The sequence below is a fragment of the Rhizobium vallis genome (assembly GCF_003985155.1).
Taxonomy (GTDB): Bacteria; Pseudomonadota; Alphaproteobacteria; order Rhizobiales; family Rhizobiaceae; genus Rhizobium; species Rhizobium vallis.
This window is the reverse complement of record NZ_ML133689.1, coordinates 131,146-150,264: the sequence shown is the minus strand read 5'-3', so window position 1 is coordinate 150,264 and position 19,119 is coordinate 131,146. Positions and strand designations below refer to the sequence as shown.

The following is a 19,119-nucleotide window of genomic DNA, read 5'->3' as shown; positions in this document are numbered from 1 at the left end:
CTTGGGCGATCGCAGGCGGCGCATCACTGCGCAGCCAGTTCCATCACCTTGATCTGCGTTGCTTCATCGCGATTGAGGAAACCGGTCACGCGTCCCTCGTGCATGACCATGATACGGTCGCTCATCCCGAGCACCTCGGGCATTTCGGACGAGATCATGATGACCGCCACGCCGTTCCGCGCCATTTCGGTGACCAGCCGGTGAATTTCCGCCTTGGCGCCGACGTCGATGCCGCGCGTCGGCTCGTCGAGGATCAGGATTTTCGGATTGGTGAGCAGCCAGCGCCCGATCAGCACTTTCTGTTGATTGCCGCCGGAAAGATTCTCGACGCGCTCGTAAAGATTGGGCGTCTTCACGCGCAGCCTTTTCGCCATGTCTTCGCAGGTCGCCTCGATCGCACCCTGCTGCACGAAGCCACCCTTGACATACCTGTCCTGCAGGACAGCAATCTGCATGTTCTCCAGAATATCGAGGATCAGCAGACAACCGGTGTCTTTCCGGTCCTCGGTCAGGAACGCCATCTGGTGACGGATGGCTTCGGTCGGCGAGGAAATCGTCACTGGCTTGCCGAAGAGTTCGACCGAGCCGGAACTCGCCGGCGTTACCCCGAAAAGCGTTTCGGCGACGTTCGAACGGCCGGAGCCGACGAGGCCGGCCACACCGAGAATTTCGCCGGCTCTCACCTCGAAGGAGACGTCGCGGAAGACCCCATTGAGACAGAGGTCCTTGACTGAGAGCACGACCTCGCCGATCGGCACCTCTTCCTTGGGGAACATCTGGGTGATCTCGCGCCCGACCATCATGCGGATGATGTCATCGCGGGTGACCTCGGTCGAGGCATGCGTGCCGATATAGCGGCCGTCGCGGAAGACGGAGAATTCGTCGGCGATCTCGAAGAGCTCGTTCATCTTGTGGGTGATGTAGACGATGCCGATGCCCTGGGCTCTGAGATCCCGGATGATGCGGAAAAGATGCTCGACTTCGCGCTCAGTCAGCGCGGAAGTCGGCTCATCCATGATGAGGACGTCGGAATTGTAGGAAACCGCCTTGGCGATCTCGACCATCTGCCGGTTGGCGACGGAGAGATAGCGGACCTCGATATCGGGATCGAGCGCGATATTGAGCCGGGCAAACAGCTCCTCGGTCATCCGATGCATGACGCCGTGATCGACGAAACCGAAGCGGTTCTTGGGCTCGCGGCGAATCCAGATGTTTTCCGCAACCGTCATGAACGGCATCAGGTTCAGTTCCTGATGGATCATGGCGATGCCGTTTTCCAAGGCATCGAGCGGAGATTTCAACCGGATGTCGACGCCCTTCAGGCGGATATCGCCCTTATCAGGCGTGTAGATACCGGCGAGGATCTTCATCAGCGTCGATTTCCCGGCGCCGTTTTCGCCCATCAGCGCATGCACGGAGGCGCGCTTCAGCCGGAACTGTACGTCATCGAGCGCGACGACACCTGGAAATTCCTTGCGAACGCCCTCGGCGCTCAGCAGATATTCCGCGTTCGGAACTGCGCCGCTCGCGCGCACCGCGGCCATGGTTGTCGGGCTGACGGCCATATCATCTCCTCCGGATACGGACAGGCGGAAAGGATGCGGGCAAAGCCCGCATCCCGCTTGGCGTTCGCCTCAGTTCTTCGTGACGAAGTCCTTGACGTTGGCAGGCGTGACCAGCTGGAAGGGAATGTAGACCTTCTTGTCGATCTTTTCGCCCTTGGCAATCTTGAGCGCCGCATCGAGTGCGCCCTTGCCCTGGCCGGCGGCATCCTGGAAAACGGTGACGTCGAGATCACCAGCCTGCATGGCGGCAAGCGCGTCTTGCGTGGCGTCGACGCCGCCGATGACGACCTTGGTCATGTCCTTGCCAGCCGCCTTCAGCGCCTGGATGGCGCCGATCGCCATTTCGTCATTGTTGGAGATCACGGCGTCGAATTCGATGCCGCTGGAGAGCCAGTTGGTCATCAGGTCGGCGCCCTGGGTACGATCCCAGTTGGCGGTCTGCTCTTCGACGATTTCCAGGCCCTTGCATTCATCCGTCTTGATGACGTCATGAACGTCCTGGGTGCGCATGCGCGCAGCTTGGTTGGAAAGCTCGCCCATGATGACGACGGCCTTGCCCTTGCCGCCGAGAATGCGGCAGATTTCCTTGGTTTCCAGCGTGCCGGATTCCTGCTCGTTGGAAGCAACGAAGGCCTGCTTTTCCGGCAGCGTGTCGACGTTGACAGGCTGGCGGTTGACGTAAACCAGCGGGATCCCGGCGTCAGCGGCGAGCTTCGACATCGCCGTGGTCGCATCGGTATCGACAGGATTGACGATGATCGCATCGACCTTGGAGGCGATGAAGTTCTGGATCTGGCTCTGCTGCTTGGAAACGTCGTTCTGCGCGTCTTCGACCTGCAGCGTGACTCCATTAAGCGTCTTTGCATAATCGGTCATGCCGTTGCGAAGAACGGTCAGGAAGTTGTCGTCGAACTTCGCCATCGAGACGCCAACCGTTTCCGCGTGGGCCGCTGCCGACATGACGAGCGCCATCGCAGTGCCCAGGATAAACTTTTTCATTTCACTTCCTCCACAAAGCGGTGCCCGGCTGCACCCTCCTCACGCCGGAGCCCCAGGCAATTTGCCCTGAAGCCGCAATCCCCTGCATGCGCCACCTCTCCCGCGGCACTCCGTAAAACGGAACAAACAAACCGTAGAATTTGCTTTGCGGAATATTCATTCCATTTTCTGGGAACGGCGTCAAGCCTCTTTAGCGGCATAGAGACAGAGATACGGGCGCAAATGGCGAGGCTTTGCGACCGGCGTCTCGCATTTCCGCATTGTGAAAAGTAAAGGGAGCTTCCATCTATGGGAGGGCCGAAGGCAGGCTCATGGCCGCGGTCGCCTTCGCCCTCTCACCGCGGCCGGATCATTTGAAGATTTTGGAGACAGGACAGATGTCCATTTCGATGTATCGCCTTACCGTTCCCATGTTCCAGCGCGGCCTTGCCAGCCTGAAAACCTATCTCGACAAGGCCGAAGCCTATGCGAAGGAAAAGAACTTCGATCCCGTCATTTTGCTCTCCTCCCGTCTTGCGCCCGACATGCTGCCGCTTTCCGGCCAGTATCAGCGCGCCAGCGACAGCGCCAAATTCGCGCTCGCCCGGCTGACCGCGACCGAAGCCCCGAAGTTCGAGGACAACGAGAAGACCTTCGACGAACTGCGCGAACGCCTGGCAAAGACCGACGCCTATCTCGCCGGCTTCTCGGCCGAAACGCTGGAAGGCACGGAAAGCCGTGAGATCACCCTGCCGGGCAAGAGCGGCATTGTGCTGCCTGGCGCCGAATATGTCGCCACCTTCGCGCTGCCGAACTTCTATTTCCACGTCGCGACGGCCCATGCCATCCTGCGCAGCCAGGGTGCGCCGATCGGCAAGCGCGATTATCTCGGCTAAAGCATGTCGCGCAAAAGTGTGTCGCGGTTTTGCGACCACGACATGCGAGATATCAAGGATCTAAAGCGCGGCCCAAGCGAATCTGAAAGATCGCGACGCGCTTTAGAGAGATCAGGGCCGGCGCGTGACCGGCCCTTTTTCCGTCAGTTCGGTATAGGCGAGCGTCTGGTCCAGATGCCGCGCTCTCAGCGAAAGCAGCCTTTCGGCATATTCGAGCCGTACCGCCGCATAGGCGGGATCAGCCGCGACATTGTCGAGTTCCATCGGATCGTCGCGGAGATTGAAGAGCAGTGGCAGCAGCCCGGTAAAATGCACATATTTGAACCGCGCATCGCGGATCACCGCGAGATTGCACTCGTTGGACCGCAGTCCGAAATGCCGCTCCGCCTCGCCGCCGGCGATATCACGGAAATCGAATTCCCAGAATGCCGCATCCCGCCAGCCCTGCCCGCTCCCGCCGTCGATAAACGGCATGAGCGACCGGCCGTCGAGCCCGTTCTTCGCTTCGATGCCGAGCCTTTGGCAAAGGGTGGGAAAAATGTCCGCAGCGCTGGTGAAATCGTCGACGACCCCACCCTGTGCACCGCTTGCGGGATCGCGAATGACAAGCGGAATATGGTAACTGCCGTCGAAGAAGCCGCCCTTGCCGAGCGTCCAGTGGTCGCCCATCATCTCGGCATGGTCTGAGGTGAAGATAACAAGCGTATTTTCCCAGGCGCCCGCGTCTTTCAGGGCCTGCCAGATGCGGCCGAGCTGCGCATCGACCTCGGATATCATGCCATAATAGATCGCCCGGATCGCGGCGAAATCCGCGCCGTTCCAGCCGCTGAGCGGCCCGTCCGCGCCGTGGATGAAGCTGCCCTTGTCAGTGCGTGGCATGGCAAAAGCGAGATAGGGGTGACTGTCCTCTTCCGCTTTGCGGTTTTCCGCACGCGCAAAAGCCGGTCCGTCACCGGGGCTGAACATCCGGTTGAACGGCCCCGGCACTGAGAACGGCGGATGCGGGCGCAGAAAAGAGACATGCGCAAACCACGGCCTGTCCTGCTCGCCCACCCAGCGGATGAACTCGCCGGCCAGGAAGGCCGTCTGCGTCTCGTCGCGGGAATAGGCCGGCGCCGCATTGGAAATTTCTCCCGGCTCCGCGCCGACGGGAATGTGTATGTCCCGGCTGACGGCATTTGCATGGCCGCGGGACCTCAGCCAGGAGAGCCACTGTCTCTCATGCTCCGGCAGAAGCTGGCGGGCCGTGAAGCCCGGCAGCACACCTTCATAGGTCGTCAGGTGAGGATCGCCAGCGTCCATGCTCCGCGGATCGGGCGCCGTGTCGGTATAGCCGAACAGCGTCGGATCATATCCGGCCCGCCGAGCCGCCAGCGCCAGATTGTCGAAACGGGCATCGAGCGGCGAACCGTTGCGGCAGACGCGGTGGTTCATCTGGTAGAGGCCGGTATAAAGCGTCGCCCGCGCCGGCGAGCAGGGGGCGGCCCCGGCATAATGGCGCCGGAAGAGCGTGCCTTCGCGCGCCAGTGCATCGACACCAGGCGTTTTCACGCAAGCATGACCGACGGCCGACAGGCAATCGCCGCGCCACTGGTCGGCCGTTATCAGCAGGACATTCGGCCGACGGGCTTTCTTAATACTGGTTGGCTCAATGCTGGTTGGATTTTGCATGCCAGTTCCAGGCCGACTGTATGATCTGCGAGAGATCATATTGCGGCACCCAGCCGAGCACGTCGCGCGCCTTGTCGTTATTGGCGACCAGCGTGTGCGAATCGCCTTCACGGCGGCCGATATATTCGACCGGGAAAGGCCTGTTCGACACGTCCTCGATCGCGCCGAGCAACTCCTTGACGGTCGTGCCGGTGCCGGTGCCAAGGTTGAGCGCGACGGACTCGCCGCCCTTCAAGAGATATTCGACCGCGCGCACATGCGCATCGGCGAGATCGAGCACATGGATATAGTCGCGCACGCAGGTGCCGTCGCGAGTCTCATAATCGCTGCCGAACACCTTGAAACCCTGGCGGCGGCCGAGCGCAGCATCGATCGCCAGCGGGATCGCATGGGTTTCGGGCTGGTGCCACTCGCCGATGCGGCCCTCGAAATCGGCGCCGGCCGCATTGAAATAACGCAGCACCACCGAGCGCAGGCTCCTGTACTGGTCGTAATCGGCAAGCGCCTGCTCGACGATATATTTCGTCCGCCCGTAGGGATTGATCGGCACCTGCCGATGCGTCTCGTCGAGCGGCACGCTCTGCGGCAGGCCGTAGGTCGCACAGGTCGAGGAGAAGACGAAGGCGTTGACGCCGGCTGCCTGCGCCGCCGAAAGCAGCGTCAAGGTGCCGATCACATTGTTCTCGTAGAAGGAGATCGGGTCCTTGACCGATTCACCGACCTCGATCAGCGCCGCGAAATGCAGGATCGCCGACGGCTTGTGCTTGGCCAGCACCTCATCCAGCCGGGCGCGGTCACGGATATCGCCCTCTTCGGCCGGTCCCCATTTGACGAACTCGCGATGGCCGTTCGAAAAATTGTCGAAGACGACAGGCGTATAGCCCTTGTTCGCCAGGTCGAGACACGTATGCGAGCCGATATAGCCGGCGCCGCCGACGACAAGAACCGTTTCACCTGCCATGCACCACCCTTATTATTCAATGAGAGATAGGCGGAACCTAGACGAGATACACGTCAATAAAAAGAAGGAACTGCAATCCGCCTGAACGGACAATACGTCAAATGCCGATATCGCTTTCAGCCGACATAGGGTCTGCCCATGAGCATTGATGCGAACATTGACGCATTATTCGCGTGATTTGCATAATCGTCTGATCTAGTGGGCAAAGAATAGTTTCGGCGGAGGACACAAGATGAAAAAGGCGATCATCGTCTGGGGCGGCTGGCAGGGTCATGAACCTGAACAATGCGCCGGCATCGTCGCCGATCTCCTGCGCGAGGACGGATTTGCCGTCGAAGTGACAGGTGATCTCGGCATCTTCGCCTCGCCTCAGCTCGCAAAGGCCGATCTTCTCGTGCCTGTCATAACAGGTGAAACGCTCGAAAAGCCGCATGCGAGCGCCTTGGTCGAGGCGGTTCGTGGCGGGTTGGGGCTCGGCGGCCATCACGGCGCACTCGCCACCTCCTTCAAGGAAAGTGCCGCCTTCCGCTACGTCTCCGGCGTCACCTGGGTCGCCCATCCCGGCAATATCATCGATTTCCGCGTCGGCGTCACCCGTCAGGACGACCCTGTGATGGAGGGTATTCCCGACTTCGACTATCACTCCGAGCAATATTACCTGCACTACGATCCGAGCGTCGAAATCCTCGCGGCGACGACCTTTACCGGCGCATACGATCCGGCGGCGCGCAATGTCGTGATGCCCGTCGTCTTCAAGCGCCATTTCGGCGCCGGTCGCATCTTCTATTCCGCCCTTGGCCATGTCGCCGCAGAATTCGACCATCCCTATATGCCGCTGATCCTGCGCCGTGGCCTCGGCTGGGCCGCCCGCCAGTAGAGTTGGCGGCACGGGAAGAACACTCGCTTGCCGATCATCCGGCCGCGCCATATCTTCCCCGCATGCAGGACCGCTTCTCTTTCTTCCCCGCCACAGCCGACCGTCTGGCCGATATAGAAACAGTCTTCGACGATTGCTCCGGCGGTCGCAATTGCCGCTGCGCCTACTGGTATCTTCCGAATGCCGATTACAAGGCGGGATGGGGGGAGGGAAACCGCAGCTGGTTCCGAAGCCTCATTACCCAGCAGCGCCCGCCCGGCATTCTTGGCTGCCACGAGAACGAGCCGGCAGGATGGTGCGGCGTGGCGCCGCGCGCAGTCTTCGACCGGCTGCGCCGCTCGAAACCCTTTGCGCCGGTCGATGACAGGCCGGTCTGGTCGATCAACTGCTTCATCGTCCGCAAGCCGTTCCGGCGCCAGGGCCTGTCGCGCCTGCTGCTGAAAAACGCGATTGAGTTTGCAAAGGCGAATGGGGCCGAATGTGTCGAGGCCTATCCCGTCGATCAGGCAGCCCGTGCTTCGAACGGAGCCGAGCTCTATCGGGGAACGCTTGCGATGTTTCTCGATGCCGGTTTCGTCGAGGTGGAGAGACGCCTGCCGGCAAGACCGATCGTCCGCCTGGCATGTCGCTGACTATTCTCGCTCCAGCAAACGGTCCGTGGTTTTTCTCTTGTGCCATTCCGGACACGAAAGCGCCAAGCACCTTTGCTGAAATTACTTTAAAGGGCCGCCTTCCGCTGCGGCTCGTTCTCGACTTCGAGGACCGGCTCGTCATAGATCCGCATCAGCCGCCCTGCTGCCTTCAGCTTCTCGATCAGATCATTTCCATCGGGCGAGGCCTTGGTCAGCTGGAGCTGCTCGAATTCCCGCAGCGCCTGCAGCCAGTGGCTTTCCCCACGCCCCTCCGGCCTGCCTTCCGATTCCCACAACGAATAAGCGCGCTGGCTGACCCAGGCGTCTTTATTATGACTCATCATCAACCCCAGCGAGAAATTTGGAAACAGTATTCGACAGCCACCAAGGTGCCAAAACCGGCTTTAGGAGTCGTTACGAGGCAGCGTTAGTTTTTAGCTAATAGACAGGCGGCGAGGGACTATCCCTGGTGCACATTCCCGTATCTTGGCCTCGCACCGCCTTCGGGCTAGGGTCGTCGCGGAAACGAGCGACAACCGATGGCAGCCAAGACAACACTCAATGCGAAGAATCTCGAATCCCTTGGCGCCCAGCGCCTTGCGGAATTGCTGATCGAGATCAGCACGGGCAGCGCCGCCCACAAGCGGCGGCTCCGAATGGAGCTTGCCGGCAATCACGGCAGCGTCGAGGTGGCGCGAGAGGTTCGAAAGCGGCTTGCCAGCATTGCCCGCTCTCGCACCCTCATCAACTGGCGCAAAGTAAAAGCGCTGAAGAACGATCTCGAAACGCAGCGCAATACGATCGCAGAGGCGGTTACCGCCGAGGATCCCGAGGAGGCTTTCGAACTGATATGGCAGTTCCTTGCGCTGGCGAATTCGATCTTTGAGAGATCCAACGACAGCAGCAGTTCTCTCATCCAAATTTTTCATCAGGCTTGCGAGGATGCTGCCGCAATCGCCGCGTCCGCCAAGATCGCCTCCAATGTCCTGGCCGAGAAGGTGTTCAAAGCCGTGCAAGACAATGGTTACGGCCAGTATGACAACCTGATTGTGGCGATGGCGCCGGCTCTCGGCAAGGATGGTCTCGATTGCTTGAAAACCCTCTTCGTCCAATGGTCCAAGGAGCCGAAAGACACGCCGGCGGAGGATAAACGCGAGATCATCGCCTGGGGCAGCGGAGGCCCTCTTTACGAGGACGAGATCGCCGGCACTCAACGAGATCTGACGGTGCGCATAGCCTTACAGGAAATTGCCGACGCCCAGGGTGACGTCGATTTCTACATCGCCCAGCAACCTGAAAAGACGCTCAGGGCGCCGACGATTGCGGCCGATATTGCCAATCGTCTGGTCTTGGCCGGCCGGGCGAAGGAAGCGCTTGAAACGTTGGATGCGGCTGACATGAGAGGCTGGGCCGACATGCCATTCGAATGGCAATTCGCACGCGTCGCTGCGATCGAGGCCCTGGGGCGCGCGGAGGAGGCGCAGGCCTATAGATGGACGTGCTTCGAGCAGTCGCTGCATGTCGAACACCTAAAGGCTTTCCTCAAGCGACTGCCGGATTTCGACGATCTCGAGGCCGAAGAAAAAGGCATTCGCCCATGCCCAGGATTTCCCGGAGGTCCACCAGGCACTTGCATTTTTCCTGAATTGGCCGGCACCAGTCGAGGCGGCAAAGCTGGTCATGAAGCGGAGGACGGAACTGGACGGCGATCGCTATGGGATAATGACGACGGCGGCCGAAGCTCTGGCGGAGAAATACCCGCTCGCAGCAACCATTGTCTTACGCTCGATGATCGATTTCACGCTCGATAGCGGCCGGTCGAGCCGCTACAAGCATGCGGCGAGGCATTTGGCCGACTGCGCATCCCTTGCCCCTCATATCGTCGATTTCGGCGACGTAAAATCCCACGACGCCTATGTTGCAGAACTGAAGCGCCGGCACGGCAAGAAGCATGGCTTCTGGAACGTGCTGACCTAGGGCTGCCGAAAACCTCTGGTGGATTGGATAAATGAAATTATCGGGTGAGTTCGACCTTATGCCAGCGCCCGCAGCGACTGTCACAATGCTCATGGACGGGTGATCCTATAGACCAGCAGATCGTCCGTATCCACGAGCTTGGTTGCGGTCTTGTCCAGATAGTCGATGACCCCGGCATGATGTTCGACGAATAGCAGGTCCTGCTTGTCGGTGGCGTTTTTGACCGCGCCAAACAGATCCGCGCCCTGCGCGCGCAGTTCCTCGAGCTGCGCGATCGCGGTGGCGTCATCCGCGACGAATTTCGACCACTCGACATCGCCGCCGCCAGGCGGGAACACCCAGCCGCGCGCCCTGCTGTAGTAGACCGCGACGGGATCGCCGACCTCGGGCGCAATGGCGACGACGAGATCACCCGGCTGCGCCAACCGCGCCAGTTCCTCGCCAAGCAGCTTACCCTTCACAGCGATTGGCTTCTTCATCGTCCTGACGAGGGGAAGGGTCGACCAGGAAAGCGTGACGGCCACGATGCAGATCGCGCGAAGCACGACCGCGGGCGTTAGGATGGTTCTGGATGCAAGCGTTGCCAGCAGAAGCGCGCCACGGCCTGAGAATATCGCAACCGGCACATGGAAGATGTGGAAGTTCCACACATTGCTGGTGATTTCGCCCGCCCCCGCCATATAGACGATCATGGCCGCAGCCATCCACACATAGGGAATGCGCGAAAGGGTACGCTGCTTCCGGTCCTCGGCAGGTCTGGGCGGTATCCACAAGCCGACCGCGAACAGCGCCATGAACGGATAGCCGTAGAACCACAGGACCGAGGTGTTCCATGCGGATTGGAAGTAGAACCTGTCCCTGAAATATGTCCGGAAGCCGTCATCCCAGATATAGCCGCCGCTGCCGGCGACATGAAACGGCGGATAGCTGCGGCCGAGATAAATCGCCCAGCTGAAATAAGCACCGATGATGGCCAGGCTTAAGAGCCCCGACAGGAAGACCCTGGTCGCCTGCTTTCGCTTCTTCTCCAGAATCCAGCAGACCATCAGATAGAAAATGACGGCGCCGGCGGCGAGGCCTGGTGGCTTTGACAGCGCGCCGAGCGAGAAACTGACCGTGGCGAGCGGCAAGAGCCAGCCGCTGGCACCGGCCCAGTATTTAACGAACAGCCAGACGCCAAGAGTCACCAAGGCCAGCATCGCAGGATCGGGAAGAAACGAGCTGTCGATCATGATCGCCGCCGGCATCAGCGCATAGGCAAGTGCCGCCGCGTGGGCGTGCATCTCATCCCAGCAGAGCGCCGTCAGCCTGTGCAGCGAAAACACCGTCACCAGACCGAAGAAGGCCGCAACCACGCGTCCGAACCAGTCGTGCCAGCCGAAGAGCTGGTAGAGCAGGGCTGTGAGATAGCTGACAATCTGGAACTCGCGGCCCTGATAGCTTGGCCCGGGCCCGGTCCAGCTGACCTCCGGAAAGAAGATGTTCCAGCTACGCTGCTGGAAATTGTCGGCCATCATCGCGGTGCTGACCTCGCGCCAGCTGAAACCGTCGACCAGCGGTAAAGTAATCTTGTGAAACCGGAAGACGATCGCAATAAGCAGGATCCCCAGCAGGATCGCTGTGTCGAGGGTCAGGTAGTTGCGCCGCTTATATTGCTGACCTTCGCCCTGATTCAATTCAGGGTCGTCCGCCAACTGAAACCGTGTCCCTCCTGATGCCCAACGCGGCGCGATACGCGCCGGCATCGGATCGAGAGGAAGATTAGGTTGAGCGGGATTTCGCCGCCAGCGCGATCGGCTGCGGAGCCGCGCGTCAATATCACCGAGCAGCGGCTTGGAAGGCTTGCGGGGTGGCTTTTTCATGCCGACAGTTCATCAGCAATGCTTTGAAAAGCAATTCGCCCAGATTGATTACTTACTGGCGGTGGTTGATTGACGGGGTGTTGGCGCCGGAAGCAAAGGAGACGGTGCGCGACTGACTCAGGCGCTCGTAGCGCAACAAATGCAAACGTTTGAGTGCTAAAAAATGGCGGAGAGGGTGGGATTTGAACCCACGATACCCTTGCAGGTATGCCGCATTTCGAGTGCGGTGCATTCGACCACTCTGCCACCTCTCCGCGGTCTGGTCGGCGCTTGTTCGGCGCGGGCGTTCTCATAACGAGCAAATGACAGGCTGGCAAGCCGAAAAGTCGAGATATTCCATCCTTTTGCCTTGACACCTTTTTGTCACTCGCGTATCTCGGCTGCGCAATAGGTTTGGAGAAATCCGTGCCTAGCTCGTCTCGCGCTCGCGCGGGGCTTCACCGGCAGGAAGAGTTCGAGGTCAGGCCTCTGAAATCCCTGCTTAACTTCGACTGATAAAAAGACGGCCACCCTGCTCAATCAGCGGGGAGAGCTGGAACGAACATGAAAGGATAAAAAATGTTCGCAGTCATCAAGACCGGCGGTAAACAGTACCGTGTGGCAGCCAACGACGTGCTGACCATCGAAAAGCTGGAAGCCACCGCTGGCGATTCCATTGAATTCACCGAAGTGCTCGTGATCGGCGAAGGCGCCGACGCTGCGATCGGTGCGCCCTTCGTTACCGGCGCCTCTGTCAAGGCAGAAGTCGTCGAACAGAACCGCGGCAAGAAGGTCATCGCCTTCAAGAAGCGCCGCCGTCAGAATTCGAAGCGTTCGCGCGGCCATCGTCAGCATCACACGGTCGTCCGTATCACGGACATCGTGGCTGCCAAGTAAGATCAACGGGACAGGTTTAAAGGAGAACTCCAATGGCACACAAAAAAGCTGGCGGTTCCTCGCGCAACGGTCGCGATTCTCAATCCAAGCGCCTTGGCGTGAAGAAGTTCGGCGGCGAAGCCGTCATCGCAGGCAACATTCTCGTGCGTCAGCGCGGTACTGAGTGGCATCCGGGTTCCAACGTCGGCCTCGGCAAGGATCACACGATTTTTGCGCTTACCGCCGGCAACGTGAACTACCGAACGAAGGCCAACGGTCGCGTCTACGTGTCTGTCATGCCGAAAGCCGAAGCAGCGGAATAAGCCGGTAGCGCTCAAAAACAGCCGGCGTCTCATCGACCCGGCTGGCCGTACCAGGTTCAGTCTAGAAAACAGGGGAGATGGGGCGCCATCTCCCCTTTTTCTTTGTCCAAACAGGAGGACTGAACATGCAAGGCGAATTGATAAGGGCAGACCAATCACGGTCGCCCAGGGAAGACCAGCGGTCTCCCAAGGAACGGCTGAGGCCGGAGCGGTTAAGGACCGATTGCCCTGTCTTGTTATCGGAAAGGCTCGTCATGCGCGCGCCCCACGAAGAAGACATTGACGCCCTTGCCCATCTCGCCAACAACGCCAAAGTCGCCACCATGGTATCGCGTATGCCGCACCCCTATACCGCCGATGATGCCGCCGACTTTGTTTGGCGTACGCGAAATGGCCAGATCGGTAAGTGCGTCTATGCCATCACCAAAGCCGAAAACGGCGCCTTCATGGGTTGCTGCGGCGTGGAACCGCATGACGATGGCAAGACCGTCGAGATCGGCTACTGGCTGGGCGAACCCTATTGGAACCAGGGCTATACGACCGAGGCCTGCCATGCCCTGGTCGATATGGTGTTCAGAACCCGCCAGGACGTCGATCAGATCGACGCTCGCTGCCGGGTCATGAACGTCGCCTCGCGGCGCGTCATCCAGAAGTGCGGCTTCCAGTTCCAGGGATCGGGGCTCGCTGCCTCGCTGGCGCTCGGCAGCAACGTGCCGGTCGAGTGGTACAGGCTCGACCGCAAGACCTGGATGTCGCTGAGAAGCTGGGGGAACATCGCATGAGCACGACGGCACTGCAAAGGCCGGACACCAAGCCGATGATGCCAGGCCCCGCGCCTGTCATCTCGACGGCCCGGCTGACGCTCCGCCCCCACCGGCTGAGCGATGCGCCTGCCATCGCGGAATCGCTTTCCGATTTCGCGGTAACGCGCATGCTGTCCCGCGTCCCCGCGCCGTTCGACCGGCAGGATGCGCTGGACTGGCTGGTCCCGGTCACATCTGGCACGCTGCCGGACTGGCCGCTCGCGATCACCGGCAAGGACGATGTCCATATCGGCAACGTCTCGATCGAGTTGCGCCACGGCCGCTGGCATCTCGGCTACTGGCTGAACCGCTACTACTGGCGGCGCGGCTACATGAGCGAGGCGGTGGCGGCGATCATCGAGCGCTTCTCGCGCCGCATGCCGGAGACGCCTGTTTATTCCGGCGTCTTCGCCGACAACCCGGCTTCGCTGCGACTGCAGGAAAAGCTCGGTTTCCGCATGACGGGTTGCGGCGAAATCTATTGTTTCGCCCGCAACACCATGGTCTCGCACATCGAGACCGTGCTGCAGCCTGGCATGCTGCAGCCGCGAAAGGTCGCGTAATCGAAAAGGAGGCGCCGCCCAGCTGGCGGCGCCTCCGTCAATCGCCGATCTCGACCCATAGCGGAAAATGATCGGAGCCGACGGATTGCGTATCGATCCGGGCGGATTTCAACCGGCCCTCCAGGCCGCAACTGACGAAGCAATAATCGAGATGCATGCGTTTGCCCCGATCCGCCGGATCCATCCAGCTGTAGCTCTCCGGGCGATAGGCCTCGAGCGCCGCAAAAGCGTCGATCGGCGTGCCAACCCTGGCGGCACGGCCGTAATATCCGCCGGCGGCACCGGCAAGCGCGCAATATTCTGGCGATTCCGGCTCCATGTTGAAATCGCCCATGATGACGTAATCCTCCGGCAGCGGCGGCTCCGGCTGGTCGAATTCGGCCGCCCCCGTCAGCGACCCGCCCTCCTGAACGAAGGCGTTGATATGCGCGTTCAGAAATTGCAGTTGGCGAATGCGCTCCTCCGGCGAGACATGGTCGAGATGGACGGAATAGAGGCGGATCGCACCGCCGGGCGCATCGATCAGCGCCTCGGTCGCGCCGCGCTGCAGATTGATCTTGCCGATCGTGCGGCTGCGCGGCAGAAGCAGAGTGCGGGTCGAGATAACAGGCCAGCGCGACAGCACCATGTTGCCGAACTGGAATCGGGTGCCACGCACCGGCTGCAACCCGCCTTCAACTGCCTCGACATGCATGTCGCAGGCCGGTCCATACACCCAGAAATAGTCGGGAAAGAAGGACGCAATATCGGCCGCCATATCGGCAAAACCGTTGCGGGAGAAGCCGCGCGTCACCTCCTGCAGCGCGATGACATCAGCACCCCAGAGGCTCCGGGCAATCCGCTCCAGATCGTATCTGCCGTCGAGACCGAAGCCGTACTGTATGTTATAGCTCGCAAAAATCACGATAATCTTTGACCTCCGTCGGAACCGCCTATATCGAATGGGCCAAGACGGGCCGTCCAACTGCCACCGGATACTGGAAGTAAAATGAAATTTCTCGACGAAGCAAAGGTCTATATCAAGTCCGGAGACGGCGGCGGGGGCAGCGTTTCCTTCCGACGCGAGAAATTCATCGAGTTCGGCGGCCCCGACGGCGGGGACGGCGGACGCGGCGGCGACGTCTGGGTCGAAACCGTCAACGGCCTCAACACGCTGATCGATTTCCGTTACCAGCAGCATTTCAAGGCGACGATCGGCACCCATGGCATGGGCCGGAACCGCACCGGCGCCAACGGCAGCGACGTGACGCTGAAGGTTCCCGTGGGCACCCAGATCTTCGAGGAAGATCGGGAAACACTGATCTGCGATCTCACCGTCGAAGGCCAGCGCTACTGCCTCGCCCATGGCGGCAATGGCGGCTTCGGCAACGCCCATTTCAAGACCTCGACCAATCAGGCGCCGGATTGGGCCAATCCCGGCCTGCCCGGCGAGGAAAAAACCCTCTGGCTGCGGCTGAAACTGATTGCCGATGCCGGCCTCGTCGGCCTGCCCAACGCCGGCAAGTCGACCTTCCTTGCGTCGGTCACCCGCGCCCGGCCGAAGATCGCCAATTATCCCTTCACCACGCTGCATCCCAATCTCGGCGTCGCCACCATTGACGAGCGCGAATTCATCCTTGCCGATATTCCGGGCCTGATCGAAGGCGCCCATGAGGGTGTCGGCATCGGCGATCGTTTCCTCGGTCATGTCGAGCGCACCCGCGTACTGCTGCATCTCGTCTCCGCCCAGGAGGAGAAGGTCGGCAAGGCCTATAAGACGGTCAAGCACGAGCTCGAAGCCTATGGCAACGAGCTGACCGACAAGCCTGAGATCGTCGCCTTGTCGCAGATCGACGTGCTCGACGAGGCCGAACTGAAGAAGAAGACCAAGGAACTGGCGAAAGCCTGCGGCAAGACGCCGTTCCAGATTTCGGCTGTGACAGGTAGGGGCATGACCGAAGTCCTGCGCGCGCTGCGCGACGTCATCGTCGAGGAGAATGCCGAGGAGAAGCCGGCCAAGGTGCCGAAGCTCAGGCATCGCGACATGGTCGTCACCGAAGAAGACGAAGGCGAGGACGATGACCAGCCGTAAGCCACTTGGCCGCTACCGCCGCATCGTCATCAAGATCGGCTCCGCCCTTCTGGTCGACCGCAAAGCCGGGTTGAAGAAGGCTTGGCTCGACGCCATGTGCGCCGATATTGCAGGCCTGAAGGCCAAGGGCATCGACGTGCTTGTCGTCTCCTCAGGGGCGATTGCGCTCGGCCGCTCGGTGCTCGACCTGCCCTCGGGCGCACTGAAGCTCGAGGAAAGCCAGGCCGCCGCCGCCGTCGGTCAAATCGCGCTCGCGCGCGCCTGGTCGGAAAGCCTGTCGCGCGATGAGATCGTTGCCGGACAGATCCTGCTGACGCTTGGCGATACGGAAGAGCGCCGGCGTTATCTCAATGCGCGCGCCACCATCAACCAGCTGCTTAAAATCGGCGCCGTGCCGATCATCAACGAGAACGATACGGTTGCGACCAGCGAAATCCGCTATGGCGACAACGACCGCCTCGCCGCCCGCGTCGCGACGATGACCGGCGCCGATCTGCTCATCCTTCTCTCCGATATCGACGGCCTCTATACCGCGCCGCCGCATCTCGATCCGGATGCGGCCTTCCTGGAGACAATTGCCCAAATCACCCCCGAGATCGAGGCGATGGCCGGAGGTGCTGCCTCCGAGCTTTCACGCGGCGGCATGCGCACCAAGATCGATGCCGGCAAGATCGCCACCACATCGGGCTGCGCCATGATCATCGCCTCGGGCAAGACCGACAGCCCGCTGTCGGCCATCGAAAACGGCGCGCGCTCCTCCTGGTTCGCGCCATCGGGCACACCCGTCACAGCCCGCAAGACCTGGATTGCCGGACAGTTGCAGCCTGCCGGTGAACTGCATGTCGATGACGGCGCCGTCGTCGCACTCGGCGCCGGCAAAAGCCTGCTTCCCGCCGGCGTGCGCAGCGTTTCCGGTCTCTTCAGCCGCGGCGATACGGTGGCAATCATCGGTCCGGCCGGCCGCGAAATCGCCCGGGGCCTCGCAAGTTACGATGCCGAGGATGCTCGCCGCATTGCCGGCCGCAAATCGGCGGAGATCGAGGCGATCCTCGGTTATGCCGGGCGAGCGGCCATGGTCCATCGTGATGACATGGTGATGACCGCGCCGATCAAATCGGAAAGGCAGAAGAAGGACGCGAGCTATGCTTGATACCGTTGCGCCAAGCCCTGAGATTGACGTGCTGATGAACGACATCGGCCGCAAGGCTAAGGCTGCGGCGCGACCGCTGGGCTTTGCGTCCACCGAGGCGAAGAACAAAGCCTTGAATGCCATGGCCGATGCGATCCTGGCGAACAAGTCGCACATTCTTGCCGAGAACGCTGGGGATTTGAAGGACATCGAAGGCAGCGAAATGCTTGCCTCCTTCGTCGATCGGCTGACGCTGAACGACAAACGCATCGCCGAAATGGCCGGGGGAATTCGCGCGATCGCGGCTCTGGCCGATCCGGTCGGCGAAGTCATCGCTGCCTGGGACAGGCCGAACGGCCTGAAGATCGAGCGCGTTCGCACGCCGCTCGGCGTCATCGGCGTGATCTTCGAAAGCCGGCCGAACGTCACAGCGGATGCCGGCGCGCTTTGCCTCAAGGCAGGCAATGCGGTCATCCTGCGCTGCGGCTCGGATTCACGCCGCTCATCCAAGGCCATCCATGCCTGCATGGTCGAAGGCCTGAAGGCGGCGGGACTTCCAGAGCATGCTATCCAGCTCGTTCCGGTCACCGACCGCGCTGCCGTCGGCGCCATGTTGCGCGGTCTCGACGGGGCGATCGACGTCATCGTGCCGCGCGGTGGCAAGAGCCTGGTCGCCCGGGTGCAGAATGAGGCCCGGGTACCGGTCTTCGCTCATCTCGAAGGCCTTTGCCATATCTATGTCGATGCTTCCGCCGATATCGAAATGGCGCGGAAGATCGTCGTCAACGCCAAGATGCGCCGCACCGGTATCTGCGGCGCGGCCGAAACGCTGCTGGTCGATGGTGCTGCGATCGGCACGCATCTGACGCCTCTGCTTGAGGCTCTCACGGAAGCCGGCTGCGAGATCCGCGCTTCGGCAACGGTGCTGAAAGTCGCGCCCGGCATGAAGCCCGCGGTCGAGGAAGACTGGTCGACCGAATATCTCGATGCGATCATCTCTGTCGCCGTCGTCGACGGCATATCGGGCGCGATCGCCCATATCCAGAAATACTCCTCGAACCACACCGAAGCCGTCATCGCTGAAGACCCTGGCGTCGTCGAGCGTTTCTTCACCGAGGTCGATTCGGCGATCCTGCTGCACAATGCCTCGACGCAGTTTGCCGATGGCGGCGAATTCGGCATGGGCGCGGAAATCGGTATCGCCACCGGCAAGATGCATGCCCGCGGCCCCGTCGGCGTCGAGCAGCTCACCTCCTTCAAATACCGGGTGCGCGGTGCCGGACAGACACGACCTTGACGTGACGACGGAGGATTTGGACCAACGCTATCTCCGCATGCCGCACAGCGAGCGCGGCATGATCATCGGTCTGTTCGGCGGTTCGTTCAACCCGCCGCATCAGGGCCACGCGCTCGTCGCCGAGATCGCCATTAAGCGGCTTGGCCTCGACCAGCTCTGGTGGATGGTAACCCCGGGCAATCCGCTGAAAAGCCGCAACCATCTGGCTCCGCTTGCCGAGCGCATCACGGAGAGTGAACGCGTCGCCGCCAATCCGCGCATCAAGGTCACCGCTTTCGAACAGACGTTCGGCGTCAGCTACACCGCCAACACGCTTGCCCGCGTCCGGGCCCGCAATCCGCATGTGCATTTCATCTGGATCATGGGCGCCGACAGCCTGCAGACCTTCCATAAATGGCAGAAATGGCAGGAGATCGCCCGCACCTTCCCGATCGCGGTGATCGACCGCCCGGGTGCGACGCTCTCCTATCTCTCGTCGAAGATGGCAAGGACCTTCGATTTCGCGCGAGTCGATGAGGATGACGCCCGTGTTCTCTGGAAGAAGCAGGCCCCTGCCTGGACTTTCATCCATGGGCCGCGCTCCCGCCTGAGTTCGACGGCAATCCGCAACGGATCGCTTCCGGGCGCAACCGAATAGCCTGATTTTCAAGAAAGTCCCG

18 protein-coding genes, 1 tRNA gene and 1 pseudogene are annotated in these 19,119 nt (G+C 61.0%); 12 read left to right on the top strand and 8 right to left on the bottom strand.

All coding sequences use genetic code 11. The features are described from left to right. Positions 1–23: 23 nt before the first annotated feature. Both EFQ99_RS13865 and EFQ99_RS13860 read right to left on the bottom strand, forming a co-directional pair. Positions 24–1,565 (bottom strand): sugar ABC transporter ATP-binding protein, encoded by a 1,542-nt coding sequence (locus tag EFQ99_RS13865; RefSeq protein WP_126921597.1) that lies wholly within the window; start codon positions 1,563–1,565, stop codon positions 24–26. A 69-nt stretch (positions 1,566–1,634) separates the two neighbouring features. Further along, on the bottom strand, positions 1,635–2,564 hold the full coding sequence (locus EFQ99_RS13860; protein ID WP_126921596.1) for a sugar ABC transporter substrate-binding protein: 930 nt from the start codon (positions 2,562–2,564) through the stop codon (positions 1,635–1,637). Between the two features lie 377 nt (positions 2,565–2,941). On the opposite strand from EFQ99_RS13860, the gene EFQ99_RS13855 reads away from it, so the two are divergent. Next, positions 2,942–3,439 (top strand): DUF1993 domain-containing protein, encoded by a 498-nt coding sequence (locus EFQ99_RS13855; protein ID WP_126921595.1) that lies wholly within the window; start codon positions 2,942–2,944, stop codon positions 3,437–3,439. 111 nt (positions 3,440–3,550) lie between these two features. On the opposite strand, the gene EFQ99_RS13850 is transcribed toward EFQ99_RS13855, so the two are convergent. Both EFQ99_RS13850 and galE read right to left on the bottom strand, forming a co-directional pair. Continuing rightward, on the bottom strand, positions 3,551–5,110 hold the full coding sequence (locus EFQ99_RS13850; protein WP_126921594.1) for an alkaline phosphatase family protein: 1,560 nt from the start codon (positions 5,108–5,110) through the stop codon (positions 3,551–3,553). Next, a complete protein-coding gene (gene galE / locus EFQ99_RS13845) occupies positions 5,088–6,071 on the bottom strand; it encodes a UDP-glucose 4-epimerase GalE (RefSeq protein WP_126921593.1) in 984 nt (327 codons plus the stop codon). The genes EFQ99_RS13850 and galE overlap by 23 nt, the downstream gene beginning before the upstream one ends. Positions 6,072–6,303: 232 nt before the next feature. Between galE and EFQ99_RS13840 the strand changes: the two genes are divergently transcribed. Together EFQ99_RS13840 and EFQ99_RS13835 are read left to right on the top strand one after the other, a co-directional pair. Beyond that, positions 6,304–6,948, top strand: coding sequence for a ThuA domain-containing protein (locus EFQ99_RS13840; protein ID WP_126921592.1), 645 nt, complete (start codon positions 6,304–6,306; stop codon positions 6,946–6,948). 62 nt (positions 6,949–7,010) lie between these two features. Continuing rightward, entirely contained in the window at positions 7,011–7,580 is a 570-nt protein-coding gene (locus EFQ99_RS13835; protein ID WP_126921891.1) for a GNAT family N-acetyltransferase, read from the top strand. A gap of 86 nt (positions 7,581–7,666) precedes the next feature. On the opposite strand, the gene EFQ99_RS13830 is transcribed toward EFQ99_RS13835, so the two are convergent. Then, a complete protein-coding gene (locus EFQ99_RS13830) occupies positions 7,667–7,921 on the bottom strand; it encodes a DUF2934 domain-containing protein (RefSeq protein WP_126921591.1) in 255 nt (84 codons plus the stop codon). Between the two features lie 198 nt (positions 7,922–8,119). Here EFQ99_RS13830 and EFQ99_RS13825 point away from each other — a divergent pair. Then, positions 8,120–9,557 (top strand): annotated as a pseudogene (locus tag EFQ99_RS13825) (DUF6880 family protein). Between the two features lie 89 nt (positions 9,558–9,646). On the opposite strand, the gene EFQ99_RS13820 reads toward EFQ99_RS13825, so the two are convergent. Continuing rightward, positions 9,647–11,251 carry an ArnT family glycosyltransferase gene (locus EFQ99_RS13820; RefSeq protein WP_126921890.1) on the bottom strand — a complete coding sequence of 535 codons (1,605 nt, stop codon included), beginning with the start codon at positions 11,249–11,251 and terminating at the stop codon, positions 9,647–9,649. A 332-nt stretch (positions 11,252–11,583) separates the two neighbouring features. Next, positions 11,584–11,673 (bottom strand) — tRNA-Ser (locus EFQ99_RS13810). A 304-nt stretch (positions 11,674–11,977) separates the two neighbouring features. Between EFQ99_RS13810 and rplU the strand changes: the two genes are divergently transcribed. From rplU to EFQ99_RS13790, 4 genes are all read left to right on the top strand, one after another. After that, positions 11,978–12,295 carry a 50S ribosomal protein L21 gene (gene rplU / locus EFQ99_RS13805; protein WP_003543907.1) on the top strand — a complete coding sequence of 106 codons (318 nt, stop codon included), beginning with the start codon at positions 11,978–11,980 and terminating at the stop codon, positions 12,293–12,295. A gap of 32 nt (positions 12,296–12,327) precedes the next feature. Continuing rightward, positions 12,328–12,597 (top strand): 50S ribosomal protein L27, encoded by a 270-nt coding sequence (gene rpmA, locus EFQ99_RS13800; RefSeq protein ID WP_126921590.1) that lies wholly within the window; start codon positions 12,328–12,330, stop codon positions 12,595–12,597. 125 nt (positions 12,598–12,722) lie between these two features. Beyond that, on the top strand, positions 12,723–13,379 hold the full coding sequence (locus EFQ99_RS13795; protein ID WP_126921589.1) for a GNAT family N-acetyltransferase: 657 nt from the start codon (positions 12,723–12,725) through the stop codon (positions 13,377–13,379). After that, positions 13,376–13,963: a GNAT family N-acetyltransferase gene (locus EFQ99_RS13790; RefSeq protein ID WP_126921588.1), complete on the top strand. Its 588-nt coding sequence runs from the start codon at positions 13,376–13,378 to the stop codon at positions 13,961–13,963. The genes EFQ99_RS13795 and EFQ99_RS13790 overlap by 4 nt, the downstream gene beginning before the upstream one ends. Before the next feature lie 37 nt (positions 13,964–14,000). Here the strand turns inward: EFQ99_RS13790 and EFQ99_RS13785 are convergent, their stop codons facing one another. Further along, positions 14,001–14,867: an endonuclease/exonuclease/phosphatase family protein gene (locus EFQ99_RS13785; RefSeq protein WP_126921587.1), complete on the bottom strand. Its 867-nt coding sequence runs from the start codon at positions 14,865–14,867 to the stop codon at positions 14,001–14,003. Positions 14,868–14,951: 84 nt separating this feature from the next. Here EFQ99_RS13785 and obgE point away from each other — a divergent pair, with 84 nt between their 5' ends. The 4 genes from obgE to EFQ99_RS13765 are packed head-to-tail and all read left to right on the top strand — an operon-like array spanning position 14,952 to position 19,097. Then, the gene (gene obgE / locus EFQ99_RS13780) at positions 14,952–16,034 is read left to right on the top strand and encodes a GTPase ObgE (protein ID WP_126921586.1); all 1,083 of its coding nucleotides are present in this window, start codon (positions 14,952–14,954) and stop codon (positions 16,032–16,034) included. Further along, on the top strand, positions 16,021–17,184 hold the full coding sequence (gene proB, locus EFQ99_RS13775; RefSeq protein WP_126921585.1) for a glutamate 5-kinase: 1,164 nt from the start codon (positions 16,021–16,023) through the stop codon (positions 17,182–17,184). The genes obgE and proB overlap by 14 nt, the downstream gene beginning before the upstream one ends. Beyond that, the gene (locus tag EFQ99_RS13770; RefSeq protein WP_126921584.1) at positions 17,177–18,460 is read left to right on the top strand and encodes a glutamate-5-semialdehyde dehydrogenase; all 1,284 of its coding nucleotides are present in this window, start codon (positions 17,177–17,179) and stop codon (positions 18,458–18,460) included. The genes proB and EFQ99_RS13770 overlap by 8 nt, the downstream gene beginning before the upstream one ends. A 37-nt stretch (positions 18,461–18,497) precedes the next feature. Continuing rightward, positions 18,498–19,097 (top strand): nicotinate-nucleotide adenylyltransferase, encoded by a 600-nt coding sequence (locus EFQ99_RS13765; RefSeq protein ID WP_245441501.1) that lies wholly within the window; start codon positions 18,498–18,500, stop codon positions 19,095–19,097. Positions 19,098–19,119 lie beyond the last annotated feature (22 nt).

What these genes read in the sequence shown, in the direction of transcription:
- EFQ99_RS13840 (WP_126921592.1), top strand. Translation starts at nt 6,304, where the DNA reads ATGAAAAAGGCGATCATCGTCTGGGGCGGCTGGCAGGGTCATGAACCT.
- EFQ99_RS13860 (WP_126921596.1), bottom strand. Translation starts at nt 2,564, where the DNA reads ATGAAAAAGTTTATCCTGGGCACTGCGATGGCGCTCGTCATGTCGGCA.
- rpmA (WP_126921590.1), top strand. Translation starts at nt 12,328, where the DNA reads ATGGCACACAAAAAAGCTGGCGGTTCCTCGCGCAACGGTCGCGATTCT.
- EFQ99_RS13865 (WP_126921597.1), bottom strand. Translation starts at nt 1,565, where the DNA reads ATGGCCGTCAGCCCGACAACCATGGCCGCGGTGCGCGCGAGCGGCGCA.
- EFQ99_RS13765 (WP_245441501.1), top strand. Translation starts at nt 18,498, where the DNA reads ATGCCGCACAGCGAGCGCGGCATGATCATCGGTCTGTTCGGCGGTTCG.
- EFQ99_RS13795 (WP_126921589.1), top strand. Translation starts at nt 12,723, where the DNA reads ATGCAAGGCGAATTGATAAGGGCAGACCAATCACGGTCGCCCAGGGAA.
- proB (WP_126921585.1), top strand. Translation starts at nt 16,021, where the DNA reads ATGACCAGCCGTAAGCCACTTGGCCGCTACCGCCGCATCGTCATCAAG.
- galE (WP_126921593.1), bottom strand. Translation starts at nt 6,071, where the DNA reads ATGGCAGGTGAAACGGTTCTTGTCGTCGGCGGCGCCGGCTATATCGGC.
- EFQ99_RS13835 (WP_126921891.1), top strand. Translation starts at nt 7,011, where the DNA reads ATGCAGGACCGCTTCTCTTTCTTCCCCGCCACAGCCGACCGTCTGGCC.
- EFQ99_RS13830 (WP_126921591.1), bottom strand. Translation starts at nt 7,921, where the DNA reads ATGAGTCATAATAAAGACGCCTGGGTCAGCCAGCGCGCTTATTCGTTG.
- EFQ99_RS13855 (WP_126921595.1), top strand. Translation starts at nt 2,942, where the DNA reads ATGTCCATTTCGATGTATCGCCTTACCGTTCCCATGTTCCAGCGCGGC.
- EFQ99_RS13790 (WP_126921588.1), top strand. Translation starts at nt 13,376, where the DNA reads ATGAGCACGACGGCACTGCAAAGGCCGGACACCAAGCCGATGATGCCA.
- rplU (WP_003543907.1), top strand. Translation starts at nt 11,978, where the DNA reads ATGTTCGCAGTCATCAAGACCGGCGGTAAACAGTACCGTGTGGCAGCC.
- EFQ99_RS13850 (WP_126921594.1), bottom strand. Translation starts at nt 5,110, where the DNA reads ATGCAAAATCCAACCAGCATTGAGCCAACCAGTATTAAGAAAGCCCGT.
- obgE (WP_126921586.1), top strand. Translation starts at nt 14,952, where the DNA reads ATGAAATTTCTCGACGAAGCAAAGGTCTATATCAAGTCCGGAGACGGC.
- EFQ99_RS13770 (WP_126921584.1), top strand. Translation starts at nt 17,177, where the DNA reads ATGCTTGATACCGTTGCGCCAAGCCCTGAGATTGACGTGCTGATGAAC.